The following is an 18718-nucleotide window of genomic DNA, read 5'->3' as shown; positions in this document are numbered from 1 at the left end:
TGCCGCCATCCACCGCCGCGCCAACCGCGGCCAAGCCGACGGAGCAACGCATGTTATTGCGGGTGACCCACAACGGCTGGCATCGACCACTTCGCCCGCCAGCAGCATGTCGTGGGTGGCGAGCGTGAAAGCGGTTACGCCAGTGCGCTGTTCGTTTCGGTGGATGGCAATGGCAAGGCGCGCATCCGCGGCCGCCTGAACGAGCCGGACTGGCAACGGGTGCTGGCCAGCACAGGCGAATAGAGTATCCCTGTGGGAGCGGCCTTGTGTCGCGAAAGGGCTGCACAGCAGCCCCAGCATTTTGTGCATCAATGCTGAAACCCGGGGGCTGCTGCGCAGCCCTTTCGCGACACAAGGCCGCTCCCACCAGAGCCACAGCGCTGGCCACAGGAGAGTGCTCCCACAGCCGTCTCCACCCATGGCAAGATCAGCACTGGCCCTGATTGCGACCCCTCCATGCCGTTGCCGCTGATCTACCACGAAGACTACAGCCCGGAGTTCCCCGCTGAACACCGCTTCCCGATGGACAAGTTCCGCCTGCTGCACGACCACCTGGTCGACAGCGGGCTGACCACTGACCAGGCCCTGCTGCGCCCGGACATCTGCCCTAACGACATCCTCGCCCTGGCCCACGACCGGGGCTACATCGAGCGCTACCTGAATGGCGACCTGTCGCGCGAAGACCAGCGCCGCCTCGGCCTGCCCTGGAGCGAAGCCCTGGCCCGGCGCACCGTGCGCGCCGTGGGCGGCTCGCTGCTGACCGCAGAAATGGCGCTGCAGCACGGCATCGCCTGCCACCTGGCCGGCGGCACTCACCACGCCCATTACGACCACCCTGCCGGCTTCTGTATCTTCAACGACCTGGCGGTAATCAGCCGCTACCTGCTGGAAGCCGGCCGGGTCCATCGCGTGCTGATCTTCGACTGCGACGTGCACCAGGGCGACGGTACCGCGCGCATCCTGCACGACACGGCAGACGCCATCACCGTATCGCTGCACTGCGAACAGAACTTCCCGGCGCGCAAGGCGCAAAGCGACTGGGACATCCCGCTGCCCCGCGGCATGGGTGACCACGCCTACCTGAAAGTGGTGGACGACGCGCTCAACTACCTGCTGCCGCTTTATCAGCCGGACCTGGTGCTGTATGACGCCGGGGTCGATGTGCACAAGGACGATGCCCTGGGCTACCTGCAACTCACCGACGCCGGCGTTGCCGCCCGTGACGAAGCGGTGCTGCGCCACTGCCTGGGGCGCGATATCCCGGTAATGGGGGTGATCGGTGGTGGCTACAGCAAGGACCGCGCCGCGCTGGCCAGGCGCCACGGCATCCTTCATCACAGCGCGGCTCGTGTCATGGGTTGTTCACAATGACTGTGGAGCTGCTTGTGGATAACCTGCGGGAAAGGCGCTGCAGCCCTTTGTCGGCAAGGGCTGCAGCAAGCTGATCGTTTTTTGATCAGTGCCTGATCGGGCCGTGCTGCGCTAGAATGCGCGTCTTTTCCACAGCCTGCTGCCCACCATGTCCAACTCGAACCCCAGTTCCCCTCCCCTCGCGGTCGTCATCGGCGGCGGCCCCGCCGGCCTGATGGCGGCTGAAGCACTGGCCCAGGCGGGCCTGGCGGTCGAGGTGTTCGATGCCATGCCGTCGGTGGGCCGCAAGTTCCTGCTGGCGGGCGTTGGCGGCATGAACATCACCCACTCCGAACCCTACCCGGCGTTCGTCAGCCGCTATGCCGAGCGCCAGGGCGAAATCGCTGCGCTGCTGCGCGACTTCGATGCCGACGCCTTGCGTGGGTGGATACACGGCCTGGGTATCGAAACCTTCGTCGGCACCTCGGGCCGGGTGTTCCCCAGCGACATGAAAGCCGCGCCACTGCTGCGCGCCTGGCTCAAGCGCCTGCGCGACAGCGGGGTAGTTATCCACACCCGGCACCGCTGGCTGGGCTGGAATGCCGACGGCGCCTTGCGGATCGCTTATCCACAGGGCGAACGGTTGGTGCAGGCCGCCGTGGTGGTGCTGGCGCTGGGTGGCGGCAGCTGGGCGCGACTGGGCTCCGACGGTAGCTGGCAAGCGCTGCTGGCCGAACGGGCTGTGGATATCTCGCCTTTGCAGCCCAGCAACTGTGGTTTTGAAGTGGCAGGCTGGAGCGCGTTGCTCAAGGACAAGTTCGCCGGCGCGCCGCTGAAGAACATTGCCCTCAGCGTGCCCGGCAGTGCTCCGCGCAAGGGTGAGTTCATCCTCACCGCGCAAGGCGTGGAAGGCAGCCTGGTGTATGCCTGGTCGGCGCGGGTACGCGAGGCCATCAACCGTGAGGGCTGCGGGGTGTTGTTGCTTGACCTGTTGCCGGACAAGCCTGTGGACAAGATTGCCCAGGCACTGGCCAGGCCACGGGGCTCGCGCTCCATGGCCAAGCACCTGCATAGCCAGTTGGGTATCGACGGGGTCAAGGCGGCGCTGCTGCGTGAACTGACCGATCAGGCGACCTTCGCCGACCCACAGGCGCTGGCGGAGGCGATCAAGGCGTTGCCGATCACCCTGGTGCGCACGCGGCCGCTGGATGAAGCGATCAGCAGCGCCGGTGGGGTGCGTTTCGAGGGGCTGGATGAGGGGCTGATGGTGAAGGGCTTGCCGGGGGTGTTCTGTGCCGGCGAGATGCTGGACTGGGAGGCGCCGACGGGTGGGTACCTGCTGACGGCCTGCTTCGCCAGTGGGTTGCGCGCCGGGCGGGCGGCGGCGGATTGGGTTATGCGGGTTTCCTGACAGATTGTCGGGGGCTGCTTTGCAGCCCATCGCCGGCAAGCCAGCTCCCACAAGTACAGCAGTGGCCTTGAGAGCATCGCAGTACCTGTGGGAGCGGGCATGCCCGCGAACACGGGCGAAGCCCGTGCCATGCACCGGGTAAAATTCTTCGCGGGTGAACCCGCTCCCACAGGGACCGCGCAGGTCCCGAATCTACGGCTTACGCTTACGCGGCCCACCATTGAAGCTAGGCACCTTGCGCACCGCCTTCACCGCCGGCTCGGCATTGCCCGCCTCGGTACTGTCCATCCAGCGCCCCAAGCCACGCTTGGCGCTGTTTTCCTTGGGCTTCTTGGGCTTCTTCGGCTTCTTGATCACCTGGCCACTGGCATCGGTCAGCGGCACGCGGTGATCGGGGATGAAATCCGGCTCTTCATGACGCGCCAAGGTCTGCCGGGTCAGCACTTCGATAGCCGCCAGCAGCTGCACTTCATCCGCACACACCAGCGAAATCGCCTCGCCCTTGTTGCCCGCCCGCCCGGTACGCCCGATGCGGTGCACGTAATCCTCGGCCACGATCGGCAGGTCGAGGTTGACCACCAGGGGCAGGTCATCGATGTCCAGGCCACGGGCCGCCACATCGGTGGCTACCAGCACCTGGATCTCACGAGCCTTGAAACTGTCCAGGGCGCGCTGGCGGGTGGCTTGCGGGCGGTCACCGTGGATGCCGTCGGCATTCACCCCCTCGGCCAGCAAGCGCTCCACCAGCTGGTCGACACCGTTGCGGGTCTTGGCGAACACCAGCACCTGCTTCCAGCGCTGCTTGCGCAACAGGTGGCAGAACAGATCGACCTTGCGCTTCTTGTCCACCGGCACCAGCCACTGCTTGACGCTGGCCGCTGCAGCATTGCGCGGGCTGACTTCGATGCTCAGCGGGTCATTCAGGGCCAACCCCGCGAGCATGCGGATCTGCTCGGAGAAGGTGGCAGAGAACAGCAGCGTCTGGCGTTTGCGGGGCAGCGCGGCGTACACCGACTGCAGCTCTTCGGCAAAGCCCAGGTCGAGCATGCGGTCGGCTTCGTCCAGCACCAGGGTCTGCACCTGGTTGAACTTCACCGCGTTCTGGCGGAACAGGTCGAGCAGACGGCCCGGGGTGGCCACCAACAGGTCGACCCCTCGGCGCAGGCGCATCATCTGCGGGTTGATGCTGACCCCGCCATACACCGCGTAGGTGCTCAGCGGCAGGTTTTCGGCGTATTCGCGCACATTGTTGTGCACCTGCTCGGCCAGTTCACGGGTAGGCACCAGCACCAACGCGCGGATCGAGTTGCTGGCCACCTTCTCGCCTTCCAGCGCCAGGCGCTGCAGCACGGGCAGGGCAAAGCCGGCAGTCTTGCCGGTGCCGGTCTGGGCTGCGGCCATCAGGTCGCGACCTGCCAGCACGGCGGGGATGGCCTTGGCCTGCACCGGGGTCGGGGTGGTGTAGTCCAGCTGCTGCAGGGTACGCAGCAGCGGTTCGATCAGGCCGAGTTTGGCGAAAGTCATGGCAATACCGTCAGGGGTTCAGCGAAGCCGGCAAGTTTACCGCATCGTCCCTGTCTACTTGCAGATTTCGCCTTTCAGCGGCTGCGCGGGCTGGGGCGGCTTGCGCCACTGCGGCAGGCCGATCAACACCACCGCGCCAATGATCACCGCCATCGCCACGCACTCTTCGGCGCCAATCTGCTCGCCGGCGAAGACGATACCCAGCAGCACGGCCACCGCCGGGTTGACGTAGGCGTAGCTGGTGGCCGCCGCCGGGCGCACATGCTTGAGCAGGTACATGTAGGCACTGAATGCCAGAATCGAACCGAAGAACACCAGATAGGCCAGCGCGCCCCAGCCGGCAGCGGTCGGCATCTGCGTCATGCGCTCACCCGAGAGCACGCTGCCGAGCAACAGCACGGCACCACCGACCAGCATTTCCGCCGCGCTGGCCATGGGCCCCGCCGGCAGCGGCAAGGTCTTGCTCCACACCGAGCCGAATGCCCACGACGCTGCGGCAAAAATGATCAGCGCCGCGCCAATCGGGCTGGCCTGCAGGTTGGAACCCAGGTTCAGCAGGCCGATGCCCACCAGGCCAAGGGCGATGCCCGCCCACTCCAGCCGGGAATTGCGATGCCCGAACAGCAGGCCGAACAGCAAGGTGAACAGTGGCACCGTCGCCACCGCCAATGCCGCCACGCCCGAGGCGACGCCAGCGTGCTCGGCCACGGTCACCCCGCCGTTGCCACAGCTGAGCAGCAGAAACCCGATCGCCCCGGCCGCCCGCCACTGCGGCCAGGTCGGTGCCGGCACCCCGCGCCAGCGCAAGAAGCCGTACAGCAAGCCACCGGCAATCAGGAAGCGCACCCCGGCCATGAGCATCGGCGGCCAGCTCTCGACGCCAATGCGAATGAACAGGTAGGTGGAGCCCCAGACCAGGTACAAGGCCAGAAAAGCGCCGACGAGCAGCAACGGGAAGCGACGGGAGGCAGGCATGGGAAACACTCGAAATCCGTTTACGGTGGTTAAGTTTAAGGGCCTGTCCGGGTGGCGATAAGTTACAAAACCCATGCAAATGAGCAGCACAATTTTCGCGCGCCGGTTTGCCGGTGGTGTCGTCGGCGCAATCCGCCGCCGTCAACAGTACCTGGCCAGGGCTTCGCGAACCTTTGCGGCCGGGGTTTTCTGCAAGCGGCACAACAGGTCGTGCGAGAGCTGCTGAACCCCATGGCTCTGGCGCAGCACGCCAGCCAGGTGTTGCAGCAGGTTGGCGGCCATTTCGGCATCGGCCATGGCGCGGTGCGCGGTGCCGGTGTCTGGCAGCCCGGCCCAGCGGGTCAGGGTGCCCAGCTTGTGGTTCGGTGCCGCCGGCAGCAGGCGCCGCGACAACAACAGCGAACAGGCGAACGACTGGCTGCGGCTGCGGCCGATGCGGCCCAGCTCGTAGTCCCAGAACTTCTGGTCGAACGCGGCGTTGTGCGCCAGCAGCGGGGTGCCGCCGACAAACTCGGCCACTTCGTGCATTACCTGGTCCACCGGCGGCGCGCTGCGCAGCATCGCGGTGGTGATGCCGGTCAGCCCGGCGACGAAAGCCGGTACCGGCACGCCGGCGTTCATCAGGCTCTGGTAACGCTCGACCATGCGCCCGCCCTCCAGCATTACCACTGCCACCTCAGTGGCACGGCAGCCGGCGCCGGGGCTGATGCCGGTGGTTTCAAAGTCGATGACAGCGATACGTTCCATGCAGAAATCTCAGTGCTTGAGCAACAGCGTACCCTCGATGGGCACATAACGGCTGGCGGCGCGGATCAGCGACAACGCCGTCAGCCCGGGCACACCATACACCACGGCTTCGGTGCCGTGGCGCTGGATCACCCGCTCCAGCAGCAGGTCGAAATCACCGTCGCCGGAGGCCAGCACCACCTGATCGACCCGGCTGGCCGCATCGATCACATCCAGGGTAATGCCGACATCCCAGTCACCTTTGGCCGAGCCGTCGCTGCGCTGGATGAACGGTTTCAAGCGCACATCGAAACCGAGGTTGCGCAAAATCTGCTGGAACTGCTGCTGTTTGCTGTCGCCACGGTCGATGGCATAGGCCACCGCCTCGACGATCTGCCCTTCGCGGCTGACATCGGCCCACAGCGCGGTGTAGTTGAAATGGCAGCCATGGGCCTGGCGCACGGTGTAGTAGAGGTTCTGCACGTCGGCGAACAGCGCGATCTTTTTCACCTGGGAACCCCTTGGTCGGGCTGGAATGCTGGGGCTGCCTTGCAGCCCTTCGCGGGCGCGCCCGCTCCCACAGCGATTCAGCGCATGCCCGCGAAGGGCGCACAGCGCCCCCACGTTTGCCGGCCAGTATGCCAGACCTGTCAGACGTACGAATCGTCGTCGGCGAAGAACCCGCCATCATCGTTGCCATAATCGCTGTCGGCGTAGTCCCCCTGATCACTGCCCCAGCCACCGCTGTCACTGGCCGGTGCCGGCTCTTCCTTGATCACCTCGACCACCTCCTCCGGCTGCGAGTTGTGGTTGAACAGGCTGCTGATGCCCTGCGCCAGCAACACACCACCCGCCACACCGGCCGCAGTCTGCATGGCGCCGCCGAGGAAGCTGCTGCCACCACTGCGTGCCGGCGCAGCGCCAAAGCCAGGCTGCTGCGCTGGCGGCTGGGAAAAGCCCGGCGCCGACGGTTCACGCCAGCCACCACCGGTTGCTACCGGTGCCACCGCCGGGCGCTGCGGCTGCACGGCCGGGGCAGCACTGCGCCCCGAACCAAAGATGCTGGACAGGAAACCACCGCCGCCATTGCTCGGCGCGCTGTTGCCGGCCCGCGCCGCCTCGGCCTGCGCCCGGGCCTGCTTCAGTTCGGCTTCCAGTTGCTTGTTCTGCTCGTCGAGGCGCTTGATCGCGGCCTCCTGCACCAAAATAGCCTGGGCCATGTAGTAAGGCGCCGCCGGCTGCTGACGCACGTGTTGGTCGATGCACGCCTGGGCCTGGGCATCACGTGGCTGGCTTGGGTCCTCGGCTTGCCTGATGCGGCTGAACAGGCCGTCGATCAAGGTTTGTTCTTCAGTATTCATGGGGCGACCTCGTGGGGTAGCGGGACATCGGACAGCGTCAAAGATGGGGGGTACAGGCGGGGGATTCAATCACTGCGGCGTGAAACTTTTTTCAGCAAATGACAGCCGCAAGCCCGCTTTGGGCTAAAGTTAGGCCCCTGTTTTTACTGCCATGCGATGTTGACCGATGAATCCGCTGAGCGTCCTGCGCGACTCCCTGTACTTCTTCCGCCGCCACCTGCCGAACATCCTCCCGCTGTGCCTGCCGCTGGTGGTGCTGGAAGCCCTGCTGACCCAGCTGCTGTACCGGCAGATGGGCGACCAGGCATCGCCGGCCTACGGCATGCTGGTCAGCCTGCTGTTGTACCCGTTGTACAGCGCCGCGCTGATCCTGTACCTCGACACCCGCAGCAATGGCCAGGAAACCCGCAAGCGCGACCTGTTCGCCCGCGCCGTGCAGCTTTGGCCACAACTGGCCCTGCTGATCCTGATCAGCTCGCTGCTGATCATGGCGGGCCTTGCGCTGTTCATCTTCCCGGGCGTGTGGATCATGATCAACCTGGTGTTCGCCGAATACTTGCTGGTACTGCGTGGCCGGCCGGTGGTGCAGGCGATGCGCGAAAGCGCCAGCATGACCACCGGGCATTTTCTGCGCATCATGGTTTGCGTGGTCGGCGTGCTGGCTCCGATCTGGCTGATCGACGGGCTGCTGCTGATGGCCTTGCCCGAACCATCGCCCGCCATGGAGCTGGCCATGGACAGCCTCAGCGGCTTCCTTCAGCTGTTCAGCACCGTGGTGCTGTATCGCCTGTTCATGTTGCTGGAAGGTGAAGCCAACGCCTGAGGCGATGATGGTCAGGTACCTCTTGGCTTGGCGCGCGCGGTCGCCTGCGCGACCAGGGGGTCATCCGGCCAGAAATGCTTCGGGTACCTCCCTTTCAGGTCTTTCTTCACCTCGCTGTAGGTCGACTTCCAGAAGTTCGCCAGGTCCTGGGTCACCTGCACCGGGCGGCGCGCGGGTGATAACAGATGCAGCTTGAGCACCTGGCGACCATTGGCGATGCGTGGTGTATCCGCTTGCCCGAACAGTTCCTGCAGCCGTACGGCCAGCACAGGCGGGCGCTCGCTGTAGTCCACGCGGATATTCGAGCCTGAGGGTACCGAAACCGTCTGCGGCGCCTGAATGTCCAGTTGCTGTGGCAAAGGCCAGGGCAGCAGGTTGCGGAGGATGCCGGCCAGGTCGAGCTGGGCAAAATGACCGAGCCGGGTCACCTTGCCGACGTAGGGCCCCAACCACGCCTCCAGCGACTGCAGCAATGCTTCGTCTCGCAAGTCGGGCCACTCGCTGTGGTTGCCGGCTTCTTCATCAAGCAGGCGCAGCAGCGCTATCCTGGCTTGCCACTGACGCAGTTCGGGCGTCCACGGCAGCAGCTCCAGGCCCTTGCGCCGAACGTAGTTCACAAGCGCCTGTACCCGCGCCTCAGCGCTCAAGTCAGCCAACGGCGCACGCGCAAGCGTGAGCGCCCCTACCCTCACCTGCCGCTCTGCCCGAAGCCCCCCTTCGCGCTCGTCCCAGTCAAGCTCGTCCACCTGGCTGACCTGTTCTTTGAGGACGTCATCGAACAGGCTTTCATCGAGGTCGGCCGCCAGGTAGATCCGTTCTTCCCGCTGCCCCTGCCGGCTGCCGAGGTCGGCAATGACCAGCCATGAATGCTTCATCAGCGCATCGGCTTCGGTGAACATCGCTGCACGGCCATTGGCCAGGCGATACTCGGCGCCGCCAGCACGGCGCTGTTGGGCAACGCGATCCGGGTAGGCCAAGGCAAGTAGGCAGCCGACCCAGCGCGGATGTTGCGGATCAGCGACAGCGGCAGATACCGGGCCTTTCAGGAAAGAGCGGTATTGCCTGGCCAATTGCTTCGCCCGCTGAGCGCCACCTTGCTCGCCCCGTTGGGCGCGGTGTTCGCCGGACAGGATGGCCAGCCGGCTGTGCAGATCTGCCCCGCCGCCACGCTGAATATCCCGCTCGCCCAGCAAGGCGGCGATATCGCAAGCGGTCTCGGTCAGCCCCAGCTCGTGCCCTCGCAGCAGCAGGTGAGCGATGCGAGGATGGCTTGGTAATTCGGCCATCGCCTGTCCGTGCTTTGTCAGCTGGCCATCCTGCTGGAGCGCGCCAAGCCGACGCAGCAGGTCACATGCCTGGGCGTACGCAGCCGCAGGCGGTGCATCCAGCCATGCCAGATCGCCAGGCTGAACGCCCCACTTGGCCAGTTGCAGCGCCAGCCCTGTCAGGTCCGCTTGTTGAATTTCAGGCGCGCTGAAACCCGCCATCTGCTCGTGCTGGCTTTCAGACCACAAGCGATAGCAGACCCCGGGTTCAAGCCGCCCGGCACGGCCGGCGCGTTGGGTGGCGCTGGCCCTGGAGATCCGCTGGGTATCCAGCCGGGTCATGCCGCTGCGCGGATCAAAGCGCGGAACACGCTCGAGCCCTGCGTCAATCACCACGCGGACACCGTCGATGGTGACACTGGTCTCGGCAATGTTGGTAGCCAACACTACCTTGCGCTTTCCGGCTGGCGCGGGGTCGATGGCCGCACGCTGCTGGTTCAGGTCGAGCTCACCATGAAGCGGACACAGAAGCGTGTCCTGGCGCAGCGACGGCGAAGCGTCGAAGGCCTCTTCAAGCCCCGCCAGGACGCGACGGATTTCGGCCTGGCCCGGCAGAAATACCAGCAAGCTGCCCGCCTGCTCGGCAAGCGCATCCAGGCATGCACTGACCACTCGCGGCTCGATGTACTCGCCGGGTTGCTGTGGCTTGCCCCAGACTGTCGTGACCGGGAACATCCGGCCTTCACTGGTCACGATCGGCGCGTCGTCCAGCAGGCGCGACAGCCGCTCTCCCTCCAGCGTTGCAGACATCAGCAATACTTTCAGCGCAGCCTCGTCGCGGAACAGCTCGCGCCCGTTGAGGGCGAGCGCCAACGCCAGATCGGCATCCAGATTGCGCAGGTGGAACTCGTCGAAGATCACCAGGCCGACACCTTCGAGTGCCGGGTCGCTCTGCAGCCGGCGCGTCAGGATGCCTTCGGTCACCACTTCGATGCGGGTTTTCGGGCCAACCTTGCTGTCCAGGCGGATGCGGTAGCCCACGGTTTCGCCGACCTTTTCGCCCAGCTCGCTGGCCATGCGTTCCGCTGCTGCCCGGGCGGCAAGCCGGCGTGGTTCCAGCATGATGATGCTCTGCCCTTGCAACCAGGGCTCTTCCAGCAAGGCGAGTGGAACGCGCGTGGTCTTGCCGGCGCCAGGCGGCGCCTCGAGCACCGCTTCGTCACGGTTTTCCAGCGCCTGGCGCAAGGCAGGCAAGACAGCATCGATCGGTAATGAAATCATGGTGGCCCTCGAACAGTCTGGCGAGTATAACGGCGAACCCAGCCTGCCCTGTCATGGTCTTAGCTTCAGGTGCAGGCGTTTCGCTTGCCCTTGCTGAATACCTTTTCGGAGTCTTTACATGCGCATCCCATCCCGCGTCATCGGTGGCGCCCTCATCGTCACCTTGCTGACCCAACTGACGGCCTGCGGCACCATTCTGTACCCGGAACGTCGTGGCCAGATCGGCGGCAAGATCGACCCAGTGGTTGCCGCAATGGATGCCATCGGCATCCTGTTCTACGTAATCCCCGGGCTGATCGCCTTCGGCATCGACTTCGCCACCGGCGCCATCTATTACCCGGGCGGGCGCTCTGCCCAGGTCGACCCGGTCAAGCTGCGCGAAGCCGTCAGCCCCGATGGCAAGGTCGACAACATCAAGTTGCAGGCCATTCTGGAAAGCGAACTGGGCCAGCGCCTGCCGCTGAACGACCCACGGCTGATCCAGCAACGCGGCAGCATCGAGCAGCTGGCCAGCCTGGGCCTGGTGCCGGCAGCCTGATCGACAAGGACACTGACCACGGATGACCACCACCCCGGCTGAACACCAGCGCCTGTTGCGCCTGGCCACTCGCGCATCACTGGCGGTGGCCAGCATCCTGGTCCTGAGCAAGGCGCTGGCCTGGTGGCTGAGCGGCTCGGTCAGCCTGCTGGCGGGGCTGACCGACTCGGCGCTGGATGCGGTCGCCTCGTTCCTCAACCTGCTGGCAGTGCACTACGCGCTGCGCCCGGCCGACAGCGACCACCGCTTCGGCCACGGCAAGGCCGAGGCCTTGGCCGGCATGGCGCAGGCGCTGTTCATCGGGGTCAGTGCAGTGCTGATCGGAGTGCAGGCGGTCGAACGCCTGCACAGCCCGCAACCCTTGGGCGATACCGCCATCGGCATCGCGGTGATGGTGCTGTCGCTGGTGCTCACCCTTGGCTTGCTGGCCCTGCAGCGCAAGGTCATCCGCCTGACCGGTTCTACCGCGGTGCGGGCCGACTCGCTGCACTACCGCTCGGACCTGCTGCTCAACGGCAGCATCCTGCTGGCGCTGCTGCTGGCCCGCGTTGGCTGGCCGCAGCTGGATGCGCTGTTCGGCCTGGGCATAGCCGTCTACATCCTCTGGAGCGCGCTACAGATCGCCCGCGAGAGCACGGCCATCCTGATGGACCAGGAGCTGCCCGGCGACGTTGGCGAGAACATGGCCGCGCTGGTGCTGGCCATCCCCGGCGTGAAAGGCGTGCATGACTTGCGTACCCGGGTGTCGGGCAACCAGTGGTTCGTCCAGCTGCATCTGGAAATGCCGGGGCAGTTACCGCTGCATGAAGCGCATGGGCTGTGCGTGGAGGCATCGAAGGTGATCCGCCAGCGTTATCCACAGGCAGATGTAATGGTGCATGCCGACCCGGTGTGAGCCTGCCTAGGCACATCACTTCAGTTGATGCTGTAGCCGCGACCACTGAAGCAGGCACCCAGCGCCCGCCGGTAGTTTTCAGCCACGTTGGCAGGTGGTGCATAAGGCGCTGTCGCCGGGTCGAAGCCTGACTGGCCGACTGCCCAGCGGTGGCACTGGTAGCGGTCCTGCTCCTGCTGCTCCTGGCCCTGTCCATGCATCGGGTAGGCCACCACATCGTAGCCATCGCTTGCAGGTGCCGGCGCTGCAACCGGCGGGTTGACCACCACGTACTCGCGGCTGTCGGGCCGGTACTGGTAATAGTTATCGGCCACCTCGAAGAACAGCGCCCCGCCCAGCCAGACCTCCCGCGCATAGGGCGGCAGGTACTCGACCCGCATGCCATAGGGCGGGGTCACCAGCACATAACGGCCACCCTGCGGGCGATACCAGTAGCCACCCGAATAGAAGTACTCATCGCCACGGTAGGGCACTTTCCAGTAGCGCTCGGGGAACTGATCGATGCGGTGCCCGGGCCGATACTGCGGCCCCGGCCCCCAGCCATCGCCACGGCCGTCCGGGCGCCCCTGCCAGTCACCGCCGGGCCGTTGCCCCGGGCCACCGGCCTGCCAGTAGCGGTTGTCGCCATGACGGCGGGGAATGTCCTGGTAGTAACCCTGGCGTGGCGGCTGGGTCTGCTGTACTTCGTCACGCGAATTGAGCGAGCGCCCCGGCGCGCCCTCGCCCTGCCCCTCGGCCACGGCCCCGAGGCTGATGCCCAACCCCAACACACCAACACCTGCCAACTGCCAGATGCGCGACTTCATGTTGTCCCTCTCGGTAGAAATACGGCAATTGCGGCCAGTCTACCGCGCCCGCCGCACAGGCCAATTAAAATTCGGGACATGAAAAAAGGGAGGCCGCAGGGCCTCCCTTCAGGAATTGTCGTCCGTGCTCGGCACTTGTGGCGCCGGCTCACCTCACACCGTCTTCTGGAAGGTGTGTAGCCCGGGGGCCTGCAGATCCTGTTGGATGGCTGGCCGCGACCGCCCGCCTAGGGCGCGTCGCCGTGGACTGATGTCCGGGCAGTGATTCTGTGGATAAAGATACCGAAGCCGATGCGGCAGATGATTGCGAAGATTGCTCGGATAAATAGCACTTGCGCAATTTTTCACCTCGGATCGATAATTCGACGCAACCCGAACAGAAAAGGCAAACCTCATGAGCAAACTTGACCGCTACGACCTGAGCATCCTCGCCGAATTGCAGCGCGATGCGCGCATTTCCAACCAGGAACTGGCCGAACGCATCGGCCTGTCGCCTTCGCCATGCTCGCGTCGGGTCAAGCAACTGGAAGACGACGGCTACATCTCGCGCCAGGTGGCCCTGCTCGACCGCAAGAAGCTGGGGCTGAGCCTGACCGCCTATGTGCTGATCGGCATGGACCGCCACACCCCGGAACGCTTCGAAACCTTCGAGGCGGCCATCCGCAACCTGCCGCAGGTGCTCGAATGCAGCCTGGTCACCGGCATGGATGCCGACTACCAGCTGAAAGTGGTGGTGCCGGACATGGACCACTATCAGAAACTGCTGCTAGGCAGCCTGACCCGTATCGAAGGCGTCACCAGCGTACGTTCGAGCTTCGTGCTCAACCAGGTGCTGGCCAGCACCGAGCTGCCATTGACCCACCTGCGTTAAACCCTTGCGCCAGCAGGCGTATACTCGGTTGCTCGGACTGCCTGGAGAACACTGATGGATCCCGTCGTATTCGAAGAGTGGATGATGATCGTGCTGGTCACCGTGTTGATCGGTTTCATGGGTTTCATCGTCTGGGACCTGGCAAAAAAGTCCAAGGCAGGGAAGTTCGGGACGCTGATCCTGTTCTTCGTGCTGGGGCTGGGGGTACTGGCCTTCATCATCAAGAGCGTGGTGGTGGGGTTTCTGGAAGGGGTGTAAGGCTCTACAAAGCCGGGAGCGCTTTGCGCTCCATCGCGACACAAGGCCGCTCCCACAGGTACGGTGCCATCCACCGCGTCGCCTGCTTCGCGGGCGTGCCCGCTCCCACAGGGAATCGCGCAGGCCTATGGCTCGCGCAGTACCTGTGGGAGCGGCTTTAGCCGCGAACACCGGCGCAGCCGGTGCCATCCACCGCGTTACCTGCTTCGCGGGCTTGCCCGCTCCCACAGGGAATCGCGCAGGCCTATGGCTCGCGCAGTACCTGTGGGAGCGGCTTTAGCCGCGAACACCGGCGCAGCCGGTGCCATCCACCGCGTTACCTGCTTCGCGGGCTTGCCCGCTCCCACAGGGAATCGCGCAGGCCTATGGCTCACGCAGTACCTGTGGTAGCGGCTTTAGCCGCGAACACCGGCGCAGCCGGTGCCATCCACCGCGTTACCTGCTTCGCGGGCTTGCCCGCTCCCACAGGGAATCGCGCAGGCCTATGGCTCACGCATACCTGTGGGAGCGGCTTTAGCCGCGAACACCGGCGCAGCCGGTGCCATCCACCGCGTTACCTGCTTCGCGGGCTTGCACGCTCCCACATGGAATCGCGCAGGCCTATGGCTCACGCAGTACCTGTGGGAGCGGCCTTGTGTCGCGAAAGGGCCGCAAAGCGGCCCCTGCTAGCGCTGCAGCTTAGCCGGGACCTCGCGCCAGCACCCCTGCTGCAACCCGTCCAGCGCCCAGTCACCAATGCGCACCCGCACCAGGCGCAAGGTCGGCAACCCCACTGCTGCCGTCATCCGCCTTACCTGGCGGTTACGCCCTTCGCGAATCACCAGCTCCAGCCAACTGGTCGGCACACTCTTGCGAAAGCGGACCGGCGGGTTGCGTGGCCACAGCTCGGGTTCTTCCAGGCGTCGCGCTTCGGCCGGCAGGGTCGGCCCGTCATTCAGTTGCACGCCATCACGCAAGCGCTGCAGCTGCTCGTCGCTCGGCTCGCCCTCCACCTGCACCCAGTAAGTCTTGGCCAGTTTGTGCTTGGGGTCGGCGATGCGCGCCTGCAGGCCGCCATCGTTGGTCAGCAGCAGCAGGCCTTCACTGTCGCGGTCCAGCCGCCCGGCCGGGTACACGCCCGGGATGTCGATAAAATCCTTGAGCGTCGCGCGCCCTTCGCCGTCGCTGAACTGGGTCAGCACGTCGAACGGTTTGTTGAACAGGATCAGGCGCGGCTCGGCCGGTGGCGCCTTGGCCTGGCGACGCGGGCCGGCGGCAGGCCGCGCCTGCGGGCGGCGCGGCTTGGAACGGGGTGGCAGTGACATGGACCCTCAGCGGAACGGCGGCTCATCGAAACTGCGCAGTTTACGCGAGTGCAGCGAGTTCAGCTCGGTACGCAGCAGGTCGAGAGCGGCAATGCCGATCTTCAGATGCTGGCTCACCGCCCGGTTATAGAAGGCGTTGGCCGAGCCCGGCAGCTTGATCTCGCTGTGCAGCGGCTTGTCGGACACGCACAGCAAGGTGCCGTACGGCACCCGCAAGCGGTAACCCTGGGCGGCAATGGTGCCGCTTTCCATGTCGACCGCCACCGCCCGCGACAGGTTGATCAGCGGCCGTTCCTGGGCCCAGCGCAGCTCCCAGTTGCGGTCGTCGTAGGTCAGCACGGTGCCGGTGCGCAGGCGCTTCTTCAATTGTTCGCCACGCTCGCCGGTGACCTGCGCGGCCGCTTCCTGCAAGGCCAGCTGCACCTCGGCCAGCGCCGGAATCGGGATGTTCGGCGGCACCACGCGGTCGAGAATGCCGTCGCGGCGCATGTAGGCGTGCGCCAGCACATAGTCGCCGATGGTCTGCGACTGGCGCAGGCCGCCACAGTGGCCGATCATCAGCCAGCAGTGCGGGCGCAGCACGGCCAGGTGGTCGGTGATGTTCTTCGCGTTGGACGGGCCGACGCCAATGTTGACCAGCGTCACGCCGTCGCCGTCGGCGGCGATCAGGTGATACGCCGGCATCTGGTAGCGGTGCCAGACCACGCTGGCCACCAGGGCCTGGGTTTCGCCGTGGTCCATGCCCTTCTCGATCACCACGTTGCCCGGCAGCACCATGCGCACGAAGCGCGGGTCGTCACGCAGCTGGTCCAGGCCGTGGCTGATGAACTGGTCGACGTAGCGGTGGTAGTTGGTCAGCAGGATCCACGGCTGCACATGGCGCCAGTCGCTGCCGGTGTAGTGCACCAGGCGGCGCAGCGAGAAGTCGACCCGCGCGGCATCGAACAGCGCCAGCGGCAGGGTTTCGGTGCTGTCCCAGTCATACAGGCCATCGGCGATGTTGTCGGTGGCAGCCGACAGGTCGGTGCTGGGGAACACCCGCGCCAGTTGCGCGGCGGTGATGCCGCTGCCGGCCAGTTCGTCGCCCTGGTCGACTACGTAGGGGTAAGGGATGTTCTGCTCGCTGACGCCGACTTCGACCGTGACGGTGTAGTCGTGCATCAACGGGCGCAGCTGCTCCAGCAGGTAGCCACGGAACGCGGCAGGCTGGGTGACGGTGACGCTGTAGGTGCCGGCAACCTGGACCTTGGCGTAGGCGCGCGTGGTGGCGGCGACTTCACCGTGGCTGTAGTAGGTCAGGCGCAGCGCCGGGTAGCGGAACAGGGCACGCGCTTCGGCATCGGGCTCGGTACGGTCCTTCAGGTAACGCTTGAGGGCCTGGCTGAGGGCCCCGGTGGCCTGGTCATGCAGGGCCGCCAGACGGTCGACGGCCTGTTCGGGGGTATCAACGACTACAAAAGCTTGGCTCACTCTGTGCTTCCTGTCTGGACATGCTTGTGGACCATCTTGCCTGCCTTCTTGGGTAAATACATCCCCATTGATCGGTGTCAGGTCCATTCGCGGGCGCGCCCGCTCCCACAGGTCATTCGCAACCTTTTGTAGGCGCGGGCATGCCCGCGAACAAGGCGACTCAATTCGCCCAGGCTGGCGTCGCCCTGGCGACCAATGCCTGCACATCCACACCCCGCGGCAACGCTCCATACACCCGCCCACCGCCGCTCAACCGGCTGCCGATGAACGCATCACTGACCAGCGTATTGCCCGCCTCCAGCAACAGCTTGGCCTGCAACGCCAAGGCAATATCCTCGGTCAGTTGCCGCGCGCGGTACTGCATGTCACCGGTGTCGGCGAATGCACCTTTGAGGTTACCGATGTGCGCCGCCAGGCGCGGGTCGCCGTGGCCGTCGCCCAGTTCGGTGAACAGGGCATCGAGCACCCCCGGCTCTTTGGACAGGGCGCGCAGTACATCCAGGCACTGCACATTGCCCGAACCTTCCCAGGTCGAGTTCACCGGCGCTTCGCGATACAGCCGTGGCAGGATGCTGTCTTCCACGTAACCCGCGCCGCCCAGGCACTCGGCGGCCTCGTTGATCATGGCCGGCGCGCGCTTGCAGATCCAGTACTTGCCCACCGCCGTGACCAGCCTGGCGAAATGCGCCTGCTGCGGGTCGTCCAGCTGCTCCAGCGCCTGCCCCATGCGCAGGCTCAGGGCCAGCGCCGCCTCGCTTTCCAGGGCCAGGTCGGCCAGTACGTTCTGCATCAACGGCTGTTCGTTCAGCAGCCGCCCGCCAACCTTGCGGTGTGCGCAGTGGTGGGCCGCCTGGGTCAAGGCCTGGCGCATCAGGGCGCTGGAGCCGACCATGCAGTCGAAGCGGGTCATGGCAACCATCTCGATGATGGTTGGCACCCCACGCCCTTCTTCGCCAATCATCCACGCCAGGGCACCGCGGAACTCCACCTCACTGGAGGCATTGGAACTGTTGCCCAGCTTGTTCTTCAGGCGCTGGATATAGAACTGGTTGCGGCTGTCGTCAGGGCGATGGCGCGGCAACAGAAAACAGCTCAGACCCTTCTCGGTCTGCGCCAGGGTCAGGAAGGCATCACACATGGGCGCCGAGCAGAACCACTTGTGCCCGACCAGCTCATAGGCCTGGCCCGGGCCTGCGGCGCCGACCGGGTAAGCCCGGGTGGTGTTGGCGCGGACATCGGTACCGCCCTGCTTCTCGGTCATGGCCATGCCCAGGGTGACCCCGGCCTTGTGCCGGTCGCCGACGTTGCGCGGGTCGTACTCGCAGGCGAGGATCTTCGGCAGCCAGTATTCGGCCAGCTCGGGTTGCAGGCGCAGCGCCGGGACTGCGGCAAAGGTCATGGTCAGCGGGCAGCCGGTGCCGGCCTCGGCCTGGCTGTGCAGGTAGGTCATCGAAGCCCGCGCCACATGGGCGCCGGGGCGCGGTTCGGCCCACGGCAGCGAAGGCAGGCCATGCTCGACGGCGGTGCGCATCAGCTCGTGGTAGGCCGGGTGAAACTCGACCAGGTCGATGCGATGGCCGTAGCGGTCATGGCTGCTGAATTCGGGTTTGTGTGCATTGGCCAGGAAGCCGGCCTGCATCAGTGGGCCGCCGGCCAGGGCGCCGTAGGCATCGATCCGCGACTCGGCCCAGCCCGCGCCGAAACGCCGCGACCATTCTTGCAGCGGCAGGTCGAGGCGATACAGGTTGGCGCCCTCGAGCGGCGGTGGCTGGTTGGTGACTTCGTGGGTTTCAGCGTACTGGTGCAGGTTCATCGGCGGCTCCTGGATCCGGGTAGGCTTGAGAGCCCCAGTGAAGCACT

17 protein-coding genes and 1 pseudogene are annotated in these 18718 nt (G+C 65.6%); 8 read left to right on the top strand and 10 right to left on the bottom strand.

Features of this window, described 5'->3' with window-relative positions; genetic code table 11:
• Nucleotides 1-53: 53 nt before the first annotated feature.
• From C6A77_RS18285 to C6A77_RS18275, 3 genes and pseudogenes are all read left to right on the top strand, one after another.
• A pseudogene (locus tag C6A77_RS18285) lies at nucleotides 54-243 on the top strand (histidine phosphatase family protein); the annotation flags it as partial.
• A 213-nt stretch (nucleotides 244-456) separates the two neighbouring features.
• On the top strand, nucleotides 457-1371 hold the full coding sequence (locus C6A77_RS18280; RefSeq protein ID WP_114170734.1) for a histone deacetylase: 915 nt from the start codon (nucleotides 457-459) through the stop codon (nucleotides 1369-1371).
• A 148-nt stretch (nucleotides 1372-1519) separates the two neighbouring features.
• Complete coding sequence (locus tag C6A77_RS18275; protein ID WP_114170733.1) at nucleotides 1520-2761, top strand: TIGR03862 family flavoprotein; 1242 nt, start codon at nucleotides 1520-1522, stop codon at nucleotides 2759-2761.
• 192 nt (nucleotides 2762-2953) lie between these two features.
• On the opposite strand, the gene C6A77_RS18265 is transcribed toward C6A77_RS18275, so the two are convergent.
• From C6A77_RS18265 to C6A77_RS18245, 5 genes are all read right to left on the bottom strand, one after another.
• Nucleotides 2954-4285 (bottom strand): DEAD/DEAH box helicase, encoded by a 1332-nt coding sequence (locus C6A77_RS18265; protein WP_114170732.1) that lies wholly within the window; start codon nucleotides 4283-4285, stop codon nucleotides 2954-2956.
• A 54-nt stretch (nucleotides 4286-4339) separates the two neighbouring features.
• Nucleotides 4340-5260, bottom strand: a complete 921-nt coding sequence (gene yedA / locus C6A77_RS18260; RefSeq protein WP_114170731.1) for a drug/metabolite exporter YedA — start codon at nucleotides 5258-5260, stop codon at nucleotides 4340-4342.
• A 141-nt stretch (nucleotides 5261-5401) separates the two neighbouring features.
• Nucleotides 5402-6007 (bottom strand): 3'-5' exonuclease, encoded by a 606-nt coding sequence (locus C6A77_RS18255; protein ID WP_114170730.1) that lies wholly within the window; start codon nucleotides 6005-6007, stop codon nucleotides 5402-5404.
• Between the two features lie 9 nt (nucleotides 6008-6016).
• On the bottom strand, nucleotides 6017-6496 hold the full coding sequence (locus C6A77_RS18250; RefSeq protein WP_114170729.1) for an NYN domain-containing protein: 480 nt from the start codon (nucleotides 6494-6496) through the stop codon (nucleotides 6017-6019).
• Between the two features lie 140 nt (nucleotides 6497-6636).
• Nucleotides 6637-7347 carry a DUF2076 domain-containing protein gene (locus C6A77_RS18245; RefSeq protein ID WP_114170728.1) on the bottom strand — a complete coding sequence of 237 codons (711 nt, stop codon included), beginning with the start codon at nucleotides 7345-7347 and terminating at the stop codon, nucleotides 6637-6639.
• Nucleotides 7348-7513: 166 nt separating this feature from the next.
• On the opposite strand from C6A77_RS18245, the gene C6A77_RS18240 reads away from it, so the two are divergent.
• A complete protein-coding gene (locus C6A77_RS18240; protein WP_114170727.1) occupies nucleotides 7514-8170 on the top strand; it encodes a YciC family protein in 657 nt (218 codons plus the stop codon).
• Between the two features lie 11 nt (nucleotides 8171-8181).
• Here C6A77_RS18240 and hrpB read toward each other — a convergent pair whose 3' ends face one another.
• Nucleotides 8182-10716 carry an ATP-dependent helicase HrpB gene (hrpB, locus tag C6A77_RS18235; protein WP_114170726.1) on the bottom strand — a complete coding sequence of 845 codons (2535 nt, stop codon included), beginning with the start codon at nucleotides 10714-10716 and terminating at the stop codon, nucleotides 8182-8184.
• Between the two features lie 118 nt (nucleotides 10717-10834).
• Between hrpB and C6A77_RS18230 the strand changes: the two genes are divergently transcribed.
• Nucleotides 10835-11254 carry a polyribonucleotide nucleotidyltransferase gene (locus tag C6A77_RS18230; RefSeq protein WP_114170725.1) on the top strand — a complete coding sequence of 140 codons (420 nt, stop codon included), beginning with the start codon at nucleotides 10835-10837 and terminating at the stop codon, nucleotides 11252-11254.
• Between the two features lie 22 nt (nucleotides 11255-11276).
• Nucleotides 11277-12149: a cation diffusion facilitator family transporter gene (locus tag C6A77_RS18225; protein ID WP_114170724.1), complete on the top strand. Its 873-nt coding sequence runs from the start codon at nucleotides 11277-11279 to the stop codon at nucleotides 12147-12149.
• Between the two features lie 20 nt (nucleotides 12150-12169).
• On the opposite strand, the gene C6A77_RS18220 is transcribed toward C6A77_RS18225, so the two are convergent.
• Nucleotides 12170-12955, bottom strand: coding sequence for a DUF6515 family protein (locus C6A77_RS18220; protein WP_114170723.1), 786 nt, complete (start codon nucleotides 12953-12955; stop codon nucleotides 12170-12172).
• 394 nt (nucleotides 12956-13349) lie between these two features.
• Between C6A77_RS18220 and C6A77_RS18215 the strand changes: the two genes are divergently transcribed.
• Both C6A77_RS18215 and C6A77_RS18210 read left to right on the top strand, forming a co-directional pair.
• On the top strand, nucleotides 13350-13826 hold the full coding sequence (locus C6A77_RS18215) for an Lrp/AsnC family transcriptional regulator (protein WP_003249795.1): 477 nt from the start codon (nucleotides 13350-13352) through the stop codon (nucleotides 13824-13826).
• A 54-nt stretch (nucleotides 13827-13880) separates the two neighbouring features.
• Complete coding sequence (locus tag C6A77_RS18210) at nucleotides 13881-14084, top strand: DUF2788 domain-containing protein (RefSeq protein ID WP_114170722.1); 204 nt, start codon at nucleotides 13881-13883, stop codon at nucleotides 14082-14084.
• Nucleotides 14085-14749: 665 nt separating this feature from the next.
• Here the strand turns inward: C6A77_RS18210 and C6A77_RS18200 are convergent.
• The 3 genes from C6A77_RS18200 to C6A77_RS18190 form a co-directional block, all read right to left on the bottom strand.
• Nucleotides 14750-15388 carry a pseudouridine synthase gene (locus C6A77_RS18200; RefSeq protein WP_114170721.1) on the bottom strand — a complete coding sequence of 213 codons (639 nt, stop codon included), beginning with the start codon at nucleotides 15386-15388 and terminating at the stop codon, nucleotides 14750-14752.
• A 6-nt stretch (nucleotides 15389-15394) separates the two neighbouring features.
• Nucleotides 15395-16858: an AMP nucleosidase gene (gene amn, locus C6A77_RS18195; RefSeq protein ID WP_114170720.1), complete on the bottom strand. Its 1464-nt coding sequence runs from the start codon at nucleotides 16856-16858 to the stop codon at nucleotides 15395-15397.
• Nucleotides 16859-17018: 160 nt separating this feature from the next.
• Nucleotides 17019-18671, bottom strand: a complete 1653-nt coding sequence (locus C6A77_RS18190) for an acyl-CoA dehydrogenase family protein (protein WP_114170719.1) — start codon at nucleotides 18669-18671, stop codon at nucleotides 17019-17021.
• Nucleotides 18672-18718 lie beyond the last annotated feature (47 nt).

Origin of the sequence: Pseudomonas sp. AFG_SD02_1510_Pfu_092 (assembly GCF_003331055.1) — a bacterium.
In the GTDB taxonomy this organism is placed as follows: Bacteria; Pseudomonadota; Gammaproteobacteria; order Pseudomonadales; family Pseudomonadaceae; genus Aquipseudomonas.
Note: the sequence above shows the minus strand (reverse complement) of the source record. Positions and strands in the feature narration are given on the sequence as shown.

Bases quoted from the DNA above. Each gene is read 5' to 3' on its own strand.
- C6A77_RS18280 (WP_114170734.1), top strand. From the start codon at position 457: ATGCCGTTGCCGCTGATCTACCACGAAGACTACAGCCCGGAGTTCCCC.
- C6A77_RS18275 (WP_114170733.1), top strand. From the start codon at position 1,520: ATGTCCAACTCGAACCCCAGTTCCCCTCCCCTCGCGGTCGTCATCGGC.
- C6A77_RS18265 (WP_114170732.1), bottom strand. From the start codon at position 4,285: ATGACTTTCGCCAAACTCGGCCTGATCGAACCGCTGCTGCGTACCCTG.
- yedA (WP_114170731.1), bottom strand. From the start codon at position 5,260: ATGCCTGCCTCCCGTCGCTTCCCGTTGCTGCTCGTCGGCGCTTTTCTG.
- C6A77_RS18255 (WP_114170730.1), bottom strand. From the start codon at position 6,007: ATGGAACGTATCGCTGTCATCGACTTTGAAACCACCGGCATCAGCCCC.
- C6A77_RS18245 (WP_114170728.1), bottom strand. From the start codon at position 7,347: ATGAATACTGAAGAACAAACCTTGATCGACGGCCTGTTCAGCCGCATC.
- C6A77_RS18240 (WP_114170727.1), top strand. From the start codon at position 7,514: ATGAATCCGCTGAGCGTCCTGCGCGACTCCCTGTACTTCTTCCGCCGC.
- hrpB (WP_114170726.1), bottom strand. From the start codon at position 10,716: ATGATTTCATTACCGATCGATGCTGTCTTGCCTGCCTTGCGCCAGGCG.
- C6A77_RS18230 (WP_114170725.1), top strand. From the start codon at position 10,835: ATGCGCATCCCATCCCGCGTCATCGGTGGCGCCCTCATCGTCACCTTG.
- C6A77_RS18225 (WP_114170724.1), top strand. From the start codon at position 11,277: ATGACCACCACCCCGGCTGAACACCAGCGCCTGTTGCGCCTGGCCACT.
- C6A77_RS18220 (WP_114170723.1), bottom strand. From the start codon at position 12,955: ATGAAGTCGCGCATCTGGCAGTTGGCAGGTGTTGGTGTGTTGGGGTTG.
- C6A77_RS18215 (WP_003249795.1), top strand. From the start codon at position 13,350: ATGAGCAAACTTGACCGCTACGACCTGAGCATCCTCGCCGAATTGCAG.
- C6A77_RS18210 (WP_114170722.1), top strand. From the start codon at position 13,881: ATGGATCCCGTCGTATTCGAAGAGTGGATGATGATCGTGCTGGTCACC.
- C6A77_RS18200 (WP_114170721.1), bottom strand. From the start codon at position 15,388: ATGTCACTGCCACCCCGTTCCAAGCCGCGCCGCCCGCAGGCGCGGCCT.
- C6A77_RS18190 (WP_114170719.1), bottom strand. From the start codon at position 18,671: ATGAACCTGCACCAGTACGCTGAAACCCACGAAGTCACCAACCAGCCA.